Annotated in this window: 8 protein-coding genes, 1 other RNA gene and 1 pseudogene; 5 read left to right on the top strand and 5 right to left on the bottom strand. The window is 53.4% G+C overall.

Translation table 11 applies throughout. The features are described from left to right. A pseudogene (locus GTP90_RS37100) lies at positions 1-237 on the bottom strand (hypothetical protein); the annotation flags it as partial. On the opposite strand from GTP90_RS37100, the gene GTP90_RS24055 reads away from it, so the two are divergent. After that, positions 236-2,023 carry a putative bifunctional diguanylate cyclase/phosphodiesterase gene (locus GTP90_RS24055; RefSeq protein WP_254452020.1) on the top strand — a complete coding sequence of 596 codons (1,788 nt, stop codon included), beginning with the start codon at positions 236-238 and terminating at the stop codon, positions 2,021-2,023. The pseudogene GTP90_RS37100 and the gene GTP90_RS24055 sit on opposite strands and share 2 nt — an antisense overlap. Before the next feature lie 7 nt (positions 2,024-2,030). On the opposite strand, the gene GTP90_RS24050 is transcribed toward GTP90_RS24055, so the two are convergent. Genes GTP90_RS24050 through GTP90_RS24040 form a run of 3 tightly spaced genes read right to left on the bottom strand, consistent with a single transcriptional unit; the run spans position 2,031 to position 3,340 of the window. Further along, positions 2,031-2,333, bottom strand: coding sequence for a hypothetical protein (locus GTP90_RS24050; RefSeq protein ID WP_161085910.1), 303 nt, complete (start codon positions 2,331-2,333; stop codon positions 2,031-2,033). Between the two features lie 39 nt (positions 2,334-2,372). Further along, on the bottom strand, positions 2,373-2,672 hold the full coding sequence (locus GTP90_RS24045) for an antibiotic biosynthesis monooxygenase family protein (protein WP_161085909.1): 300 nt from the start codon (positions 2,670-2,672) through the stop codon (positions 2,373-2,375). Between the two features lie 29 nt (positions 2,673-2,701). Continuing rightward, positions 2,702-3,340, bottom strand: a complete 639-nt coding sequence (locus tag GTP90_RS24040; RefSeq protein WP_161085908.1) for a TetR/AcrR family transcriptional regulator — start codon at positions 3,338-3,340, stop codon at positions 2,702-2,704. Between the two features lie 190 nt (positions 3,341-3,530). Here GTP90_RS24040 and GTP90_RS37095 point away from each other — a divergent pair, with 190 nt between their 5' ends. Both GTP90_RS37095 and ssrA read left to right on the top strand, forming a co-directional pair. After that, positions 3,531-4,124, top strand: a complete 594-nt coding sequence (locus tag GTP90_RS37095) for a hypothetical protein (RefSeq protein ID WP_254452019.1) — start codon at positions 3,531-3,533, stop codon at positions 4,122-4,124. A 190-nt stretch (positions 4,125-4,314) separates the two neighbouring features. Further along, positions 4,315-4,674, top strand: a transfer-messenger RNA (tmRNA) gene (gene ssrA / locus GTP90_RS24030). 67 nt (positions 4,675-4,741) lie between these two features. On the opposite strand, the gene GTP90_RS37640 is transcribed toward ssrA, so the two are convergent. Then, the gene (locus tag GTP90_RS37640; protein WP_503826773.1) at positions 4,742-4,819 is read right to left on the bottom strand and encodes a hypothetical protein; all 78 of its coding nucleotides are present in this window, start codon (positions 4,817-4,819) and stop codon (positions 4,742-4,744) included. An 832-nt stretch (positions 4,820-5,651) separates the two neighbouring features. On the opposite strand from GTP90_RS37640, the gene GTP90_RS24020 reads away from it, so the two are divergent. Together GTP90_RS24020 and GTP90_RS24015 are read left to right on the top strand one after the other, a co-directional pair. Beyond that, positions 5,652-7,340: an AAA family ATPase gene (locus tag GTP90_RS24020; protein WP_161085907.1), complete on the top strand. Its 1,689-nt coding sequence runs from the start codon at positions 5,652-5,654 to the stop codon at positions 7,338-7,340. Next, positions 7,333-8,400 (top strand): HNH endonuclease family protein, encoded by a 1,068-nt coding sequence (locus GTP90_RS24015; protein ID WP_161085906.1) that lies wholly within the window; start codon positions 7,333-7,335, stop codon positions 8,398-8,400. The genes GTP90_RS24020 and GTP90_RS24015 overlap by 8 nt, the downstream gene beginning before the upstream one ends. The last annotated feature ends 42 nt before the right edge of the window (positions 8,401-8,442 follow it).

Raw genomic sequence — 8,442 nt, 5'->3', positions numbered from 1 at the left:
GATCTCGCAGTGCACCGGCCACACCATCAGCCGGTAGCGGCCGGCCGTCTCCAGTTTGTCGAGGTAGTTCAGCGCCAGCGGCAAGGCGGCCGGATGGCGCGGCAGGTATTTTTCGGCGCGCACGCTGGCCGCGCGCTGGCTGTGGCGCAGCCATCGGCTGGAACGCTGGCTGGGCCCGCTGCTGATCCTGCTCGGCCTGAGCCAGCTGCTGCTGGTGGCGTACGGCGAAGCGGGCATGGCGCCCAACCTGTGCGCCGCCGTGCTGCTGCTGGCCGGGGTCGGCATCCTGTACGGGCTGTCCACGCTGGAGGGCGGGCTGCGCGAGGCCGGCAAGCTGGCGGCCCGCTTCCAGCTGCTGACCGAGCACTCGGTGCAGGGCGTGGTGGTCACCGACGGCAAGCGCATCCTGTACGCCAACCCGGCGGTGCGCGCCATCTACGGCCTGCCGCTGGGGCAGGGCAACTTCACCGTGATCGCCGACCTGCCGCCGGACATCTTCAGCGACGAGCAGCTGCTGCGCCAGCACCGCCTGCTGCAGGAGGGTAAAGTCGACATCGCCAGCTGGGAAGCGCGGTGCGAAGTGGCCGGCGGGCGCGAGCTGGAGCTGCGCTTCGAAGCGTGGCGGGTCGAATGGGACGGCGCCGGCGCCACCCAGATCCTGATCACCGACGACACCGAGCGCAACGCCAGCGCCCGGGCGCTGGTGCACCAGGCCACGCACGACAAGCTCACCGGCCTGCCCAACCGCACCGTGCTGATCCAGCGCCTGAAGGAATACTGCTACCTGGCCGACGGCTCGCTGCACTGCACGCTGGTGGTGCTCAACATCGACCGCTTCAAATTGTTCAACCAGAGCCAGGGCCACGTGACGGGCGACCACGTGCTCAAGGCCTTCGCGGCCAAGCTCAAGGAAGCGCTCGGCGCGCGCGCCGAGCTGATGCGGCTGGGCGGCGACGAGTTCGCCATCGTCGACCCCGACGAAGGCAACGCCGACGACATCGCCGCGCGCCTGCACAACGCCTGCCTGCAGGCGATCAAGGTGCCGGCTGGCGAATACTTCATCGACGCCTCGATGGGCATGGCGGTCTTCCCCGACAACGCCGGCAACGCCGAAGCGCTGCTGCGCGCCGCCAACGCCGCCATGTACCAGGCCAAGCGCACGCCCGGCACCTCGCTGGTGATGGCCGAGCAGCGCTTCGAGCAGATGTCGAGCAAGAGCCTGGACAACGAGCAGGCGCTGCGCAAGGGCATCCGCAACCACGAGATCTACCTGGACTACCAGCCCAAGATCGACGCCGTCACTGGCCGGCTGCTGGGCTTCGAGGCGCTGGCGCGCTGGCTGCGGCCGGGCGTGGGCACGGTCAGTCCGGTGGAGTTCATCGCCATCGCCGAGCGCACCGGGCTGATCACGGAGCTGGGCGGCATGCTGCTGGAGCAGGGGTGTCGCCAGATCGCCGCCTGGTGGGCCGACCTGGGCGACTGCGTGCCGGTGGCGGTCAACGTCTCGCCGATGCAGCTGCTCAACCGGGGTTTCCTGGAGTTGGTCGAGCGCATCCTGGCCGACACCGGCATCCCGCCGCGCTGCCTGACGCTGGAGATCACCGAAAGCGCGGCGGTCGACAACCTCGACGACACGCGGCTGCAACTGCAGCGGCTCAGCGCGTTGGGCATCGACGTCGCGATGGACGATTTCGGCACCGGCTTCTCGTCGCTGAGCATGTTGCGCCAGCTGCCGCTCAGCACAGTCAAGATCGACCGCGGCCTGATCGACCCGCTGCCGGCGCCGGACGCGGTGGCGGTGGTCAAGGCGATCTGCCAGCTGGCTGCCGCGCTCGACCTGCAGGTGGTAGCCGAAGGCATCGAAACGCTGGAGCAGGCGGTGTCCGCGCGCGACTGCGGCTGCCACGCCCTGCAAGGCTTCTTCTACGCCCGGCCGCTGACCGTGGCGGACGCGGGCGAATGGATGCGCCGCGAGCAGGCCGAAGCGGCCGCCGGCAACGCGGCCGGCGTGCTGGCCGATTAATCCCGACTCAGGCCGGATTGGCGCCGAACTCGCCCATGATGGCGTCCGCCTTCGCGCCTTCGTCGGCATCGTAGATATCGATGGTCAGCATGGCGCCGCTGCGTTCGCGCGCGTGCGCGGCCGCCGCCGGCCCGCCCGGCGTGAGCGAATCGAGCAGATTGCCGACCATGCTGGTCGACACGCTAGGCGGCAGCGTCACATGCTTGGTCAGCTTGACGCAGGACGGCGGGAAGCCGTTCGCCAGCAGCGCGCTGCGGGCGCTTTCGGCATCGGTCACCTGTTCGAAATTGCGGTGGATGGTACGTGTCATGATTAGCCTCCGTCTTGAGACTGCACAGTCGTGTTGGCGTTAAAAGCCGGCCACCACGGTTTCAAAATGTTCCACTTTCGGTGGCAGGGCGAAATGGCTGCCCACCAGTCCGCGCCAGGTCAGGAAACCCTCGCTGCCGCGGAAATCGACCACATGGTTGTCCAGCGTCTGCCAGCCCACCACCAGATGATACGTGTCCGGCGTTTCGATGTCGCGGTCCAGGCGCATCGACAGGCAGCCGGTGGCGGCCTTGAACACGGGGATGGCCTCGGCCACCGCGGCCTGGAAGGCGGCGTGGGATTCGGGCTTGATGTACAACTCGGCGATTTCATAGATCATAGTAGGGGCATTCCTTTCAAGATACGCCTCTATTGTGCCTCAAGCGCGGCCGGCGTGCGCAAGATGAACAGCATTGCCTGCTGGGCCAGTTGCTTGACGTCGACGCCGCTGCCCGGTTTGTACCATTGCACGGTCCAGTTCAGCGCGCCGAAGATCAGCAGGCGGTCGAACTGCGACGGCATGGCCCAGTCGCCGGAGCGGTGCAGGGCGGCGATGGCCTCGTCCCACACGGCCTCGTAGCGGTCCTTGAGCGCGACGATGCGATCGCGGGCGGGCTGGTCCAACGAGCGCCACTCGTACAGCAGCACGGCGATGAAATGGTGGTCGGGCGCCAGCAGCGTGTGCAGATGGGCCTCGACCAGCTGGCGCAGCAGGTCGCACGGCGGCAGCGGCTGGCTGGCGATGGCCTCGATCTCGGCCAGCGAGCGGGCCAGGCCTTGTTCCATGATGGCGGCCAGGATGTCCTGCTTGGATTTGAAATGGTAGAACCAGCTGCCGGCCTGGATGCCGGCGGCGGCCGCGATCTCGCGGACGGTGGTGTTGTCGTAGCCTTTGGTGCGGAACAGCAGGGCCGACTTTTCCAGCAACTCCGCGCGCAGGCCGCCGCCTTCCCCTTTCTGGGGCCGACCGCGTTTCTTCGGGGCGGGAGCGGCTAGGGCATCGGACATGATGTAGATCAGAGTAGGAAAGTGTGGCTTTCATTTTAATGCAGCGTCCGCTTCGCACTCGAGAAAAACCGTGCGGAGCGCGGAGTTTGTGCTGCATTGCAACAACGTTGCGCAAGGGAGGGCTTGAGGCAGATCGGAGGTGTGGTCGGAAGCCAGGATTAAGCTGTCCAGATAGCGTAGGGGCCGTGTGATGAATGCGAAAATTAAGGCGTTAGCTCGGCTTGACAACGGCGGTTGCAGTGTCGAGGATGAGGATATGGACACGGGGATCGAAACACTAAGGCAGGAGCTGGGCCTGGGCTTTAGGGAAGTCAATGCCCGGATCGACGAGACGCACCGCGAGGTCAGCGCGCGGATTGACGAGTTGCGCAAGGAGACTGCTGAAAATTTCAAGCTGGTGGATGCCAAGATTGAGCAGGTCAGAAAGGAAGCAAAAGACAATTTTGAGCAGGTTCGCAAGGAAGCAGCAGACAATTGCAGGTTGATCGATTCCAAAATTGAACAGGTCCGTAGGGAAACCGCAGACCACTTCTTGACAGTGGACGCACAAATCCACGAGTGGCAGAGGGACTCGACTGCGCGGCTGGACGGCATGCATAGGGATATCAGCAGTCGCATTGACAATATGCATCGGGAGACCAACGTCCGTATCGACACATTGATCTATGAAAGCCAGAAGCGCATGGATCGCAGCGATGCGCAGTTCCGTTGGTTGGCCGCGCTGATCATCTCCAGCTTCTTGGGAATTTTCGGCCTGCTGGCCAAGACCCGCGACATTCTTTAGCTGATTGGGGATGTTGGTGCCGGTATATTTCCCGACCGCCGGCGCCGGTAGTAGCCGCCTCTGGGAGGCGCTAAATGGTCGTTCTGTGTGAGAACTGCGCTCATCATATCGGGCAAATATGACGGGCGTTTGACGTGTCGCCGGGTGGGGTGTGCGCTGTGGTGGAAAGTGCGGTAGAATGGAGTTCTGTGGGGTCGACCTGGTTTCGACGTGGGTTGCAAAGCAGAGCAGGGCATACCGAGGGCTGGTTACCTCGTAAATACACCCAGAAAAACTTAACTGCAAACGATAACTCGTACGCACTGGCAGCTTAATTGCTGTTAGCTCCTAAACGCTTCTTCCCTGGGGCGGACCGTTAAAAGTCATGGAGTCATTTACAGGGAATCGCGCTGTGAGGGGTCACTTCAATCCGCGCTAAATCTAAGGTGAATCGCTAGTCCAAAACGTGCACGTCCGTGTTGTACTGGTTAAATTAAATGATAGTGCTAAGTATGTAGAACTGTCTGTGGAGTGCTTGCGGACGCGGGTTCGATTCCCGCCGACTCCACCATGATTTTGAAAAGCCGTTGATTAGTCAACGGCTTTTCTTTTTGATGTCTAGATCTTCGGCTATTTGATCAAATAGTCGTCTTATTTTTTACATCCAACGACTTAGGAGCGCGTCCGCGCCCGGTCCACTCATCGTCGGCGGCAATATCACGATATTTTGCTGGAACTGCCTTCCGGATGTTCGTTTGCTGGCAGGATTGCCCCTCTCAGTTTGCCCCTCCCGCCATGCCCTGGCGAACGTCGCCACTCTGTCGTAAGCCCCCTCGAATCCCAATTCCTCCAAGTCCTCATTGATCTGTTTCAGTGTGCGCCGCTGTTTGCGTGACTTGGCAGCCTCACTCTTGAACAGTGCTGAAAGTTGGAATGCGTGTTTATCGATGGCGCGGCTGCAACACCGCTAAGTGTAGGCTGGTTCGATGGTTTCCGACCGCAGATAGCGTCGGACGGTGTTTCTAGAAATGCCTAAACGCCCGGCGCGCGCTCTCATGGGACTTGGTCGCGAACGTGCCAGCGTCGAATCATGCCTAGCAATGCACGTCGATTACTCCGATTCCCCGCTCAATATCATGAGTAGGATTGTGTCTTATACGGGGTCAGTTCGGCTTGCAAATTAAGCGGTAAATTGGATCAGATTTCGCCCTGGCGATCTCTCTCAATGGGATCCGGTCGCGAATGTGCCAGCGTCGAATGATTCCCGGTGACTCCACGTCGGTCACTCAATTTTTCCGGCTAAATGTCGTGAGCAGGATTGTGTCTTATGCGTGTGGCAGATTCGCCTGCAAATTATGGGGAAGTGGGGTGGTTCTCAGTGCAAATTAACAAGCTTAGCCCGGGACGTTCGGAAGGTAGTTGTGATATTTCGATAGATTTCAGTATTAAGGAAGTAATACAATAGTAGTTGTCTCTTTGTGTTGCTAACTCGCTAAAAAAATAAATGCTAAACAGCGGAAAAATAATATATAAACTAATCGGTGCTTTATGAAAATTTGTTTTCTTTGGGTTGAGAAGTTTAGAAATCTCAAAAAATTTAATCTTAATTTAGATAGTGGCCAGACGTTTTTTTATGACCCACAAAAAAATGCAATATCGCGCAAGGCTTTGGACTCTTTGCCGGAAGATTTTTTTCCGTCAGTTATTTCAGACGTAGCAGCGATAGTGGGGCCGAATGGCGTAGGGAAAAGTAATGTTTTGGAGTTGTTGTGTAAACTTCTAAAAAATGGGAGTTCTGCAAAGTTTGATTATTTAATAATATATCAGAATGAAGACGGCTATCAGTGTTTATGCAATTTTCATAAGGGCCAACGTCCAGAGTGCGAATTCAAAATGAATTTTTATGATAACGTAGGGATTGAAGATCTGGAGGTAATGTTTTACTCCAACGTTTTCTCGGATCGCGACCGTGCACTGGGATCTGGTGTTGTAGATCTGTCACCGGATGCATTTTCAAAAGGCCGCTTACAAAATGAAGATCGTAGAACAGAAGATTTTCTAAAACAGATTCTTTTTGTTAATTCTAATTCAGGTTTTAAACAGACAGGAATTGAGCTTCCAAGCCATGTTTCCATTAATATCGCACGCGGGCCTAAGGATCCGGGTATATCTCGTGTAACTGGTGGGCCATTGAGTCTGTTTAGAACCGCTTCGACTCGGATTCGAGAGCGCATCAGACGAATAGACCCCAATCGAAAATTTTTAACATTTCTGACTCTAATTTTCTATTTTAGAGTATTGAGTAGCATAAAGTTAGAGGCTGACCATATCATTGATATTGAAAAAACCTCGTTTTCTGGTTTTGAGGAATTTTTATTCAGGTTAGAGGAAGTTCCACCTGGTGGGATTTCAGAAAAATTGGTGGAGTATTTTGAGGGGTTAATTAAACACCTCCCTAAAGCTGGCTCCCATAGCGGCCCTTTTTCTCATTTAAAAGATTCAAGCCTTAGAAATTTACATGAAAAGATAAAGTATTTAAAAAAACTCCATAGTGAGATTTTTCGATTCGACATAGAGGAAGAAGATGCTGATTTTCGAAATATGTCGTCCGTTACATTCAAGATTGCCTTTGAGCCTCATAGTAGAGAATACCTGATTGAGTTATTGGAACGATTCCAGGGAATGCAAATGTTTTCCATGAATTGGGAAGGCATAAGTTCTGGTCAGCGGGCGTACTTGAGTCTCTTCTCGCTAATCTCAGCTCAATTGACAAAGACTGATAGGAAATTTGTATTCTTGGCGATTGATGAAGGTGATTTGTATCTTCATCCGATGTGGCAAGTAGAGTTTTTTAACCGACTTCTAGATGTTGTGCAGCGCGCTTATGGAAAACGTGGGAAGTGCCAGCTTCTGCTTACTACCCATTCGCCCTTTCTGCTTGCAGACTTACCGAGGCAGAACTTCACAGTGCTCTCCATGAACAGACCGGAGAAAGAAGAACAGTCCATGCTTAAGCAAGAGACCTTTGGTGGAAATCTTTATGATCTATACGCTGGGCCACTCTTCATCAATACTCTTGGGACTAGCGCCTTTGCACAAGAGAAAATCAAGGTCATTGCTGAAAAGGCCAAAGTGCGGCCTATGTCGACGGCCCAGAAAAGTAAAATATTAAGGGAAATTGACTTAATCGGCGACGAAATCGTGAAAAAACTAATCCTCCGGAATATTAATGATTAAATTGCAACTACATCTTAGCGAAGATGATGTTAATTCAAAAAAATTAGTAGGTAATTTGCTAAATGCTCACTGGGATTTTTTAAATAAAAGATACGCAAGAAAACCCTATTCTTTACAAAAATACTCTTTGATAAGAAAATGCGAAGATGCGATAGAGAACTTAAAAAAACCAGGCCATCGTAAAGATAACGGTTTAAGTGATGATGGGGCACATAGTCTTTCCACTTTCTTGGTCGAGATTTTAAAAACGGATCAAGAGTTACTGAAAAAAATAATACTCTCTGATCCGGAAAATCTTTTAAAATTAACTAAAGAGATAAAGATAATTCTCCAAGATGATTTGTTATTTAGCAAAACAAAAAATGGCTATGCGCAAACTAGCGTGGGAATTTATTTAAGTGAGATAATTTTCGACTATAAAAATTTCAGGAATAGTAATCAATGCGCGACGATGTTTCGCGAAGGCATGAATTCTAACCTTTTCAGTTGTCCTTATTGCAATTTGAATAAAATAACGATTACAGATATGTCGAAGTCAAAAGAAGAGGATCCTACGGCATATTTAGATTTAGATCATTTTTTTCCAAAAAGTCGATACCCATACTTTGCAGTTTCTTTCTATAATCTAGTTCCAAGTTGTCATGACTGCAATTCAAGAGAAAAAGGAGCTAAAGAATTTGATTTGCACACCCATATACATCCATATGTGGAAAGCTTCGATGATCACTATATCTTTTCAATAAATACAGATGATTTTTTTGAGGGGGAAATCACTATTGAAGGTCGATTACGTGATAAAAATGTTCGTAATGACAAGTCGATGAGCGATTTAAATTTAATTGATCGATATCAGGCTGATGTCACCCAAATTAAAGCTGTATTGAGTTATTACAAGTCACGTTTTTCAAAAATGAAGCTTGATCCTGCTGAGTATATTGATTTCTTCACTTCACATTTTTCATTTAGGAGAAGCGAAATTTTGCGTAGTCCTCAATCAAAATTATTGCGTGATGTTGTAGCGCAAATAGATGAAGAAAATTTGTTGCAAATTATGAAGTGACCCCGTTTACCCTTGGCCATGAGGGCCGCAATGCACTTTTGC

Source organism: Duganella vulcania, from assembly GCF_009857655.1.
Taxonomy (GTDB): Bacteria; Pseudomonadota; Gammaproteobacteria; order Burkholderiales; family Burkholderiaceae_D; genus Rugamonas; species Rugamonas vulcania.
The sequence above is the reverse complement of the archived record's forward strand: the minus strand, read 5'-3'. Positions and strand labels throughout refer to the sequence as shown.

Excerpts from the sequence above, each read along its gene's own strand:
- GTP90_RS24055 (WP_254452020.1), top strand. The coding sequence starts at position 236 with ATGGCGCCCAACCTGTGCGCCGCCGTGCTGCTGCTGGCCGGGGTCGGC.
- GTP90_RS24050 (WP_161085910.1), bottom strand. The coding sequence starts at position 2,333 with ATGACACGTACCATCCACCGCAATTTCGAACAGGTGACCGATGCCGAA.
- GTP90_RS24045 (WP_161085909.1), bottom strand. The coding sequence starts at position 2,672 with ATGATCTATGAAATCGCCGAGTTGTACATCAAGCCCGAATCCCACGCC.
- GTP90_RS24040 (WP_161085908.1), bottom strand. The coding sequence starts at position 3,340 with ATGTCCGATGCCCTAGCCGCTCCCGCCCCGAAGAAACGCGGTCGGCCC.
- GTP90_RS37095 (WP_254452019.1), top strand. The coding sequence starts at position 3,531 with ATGAATGCGAAAATTAAGGCGTTAGCTCGGCTTGACAACGGCGGTTGC.
- GTP90_RS24020 (WP_161085907.1), top strand. The coding sequence starts at position 5,652 with ATGAAAATTTGTTTTCTTTGGGTTGAGAAGTTTAGAAATCTCAAAAAA.
- GTP90_RS24015 (WP_161085906.1), top strand. The coding sequence starts at position 7,333 with ATGATTAAATTGCAACTACATCTTAGCGAAGATGATGTTAATTCAAAA.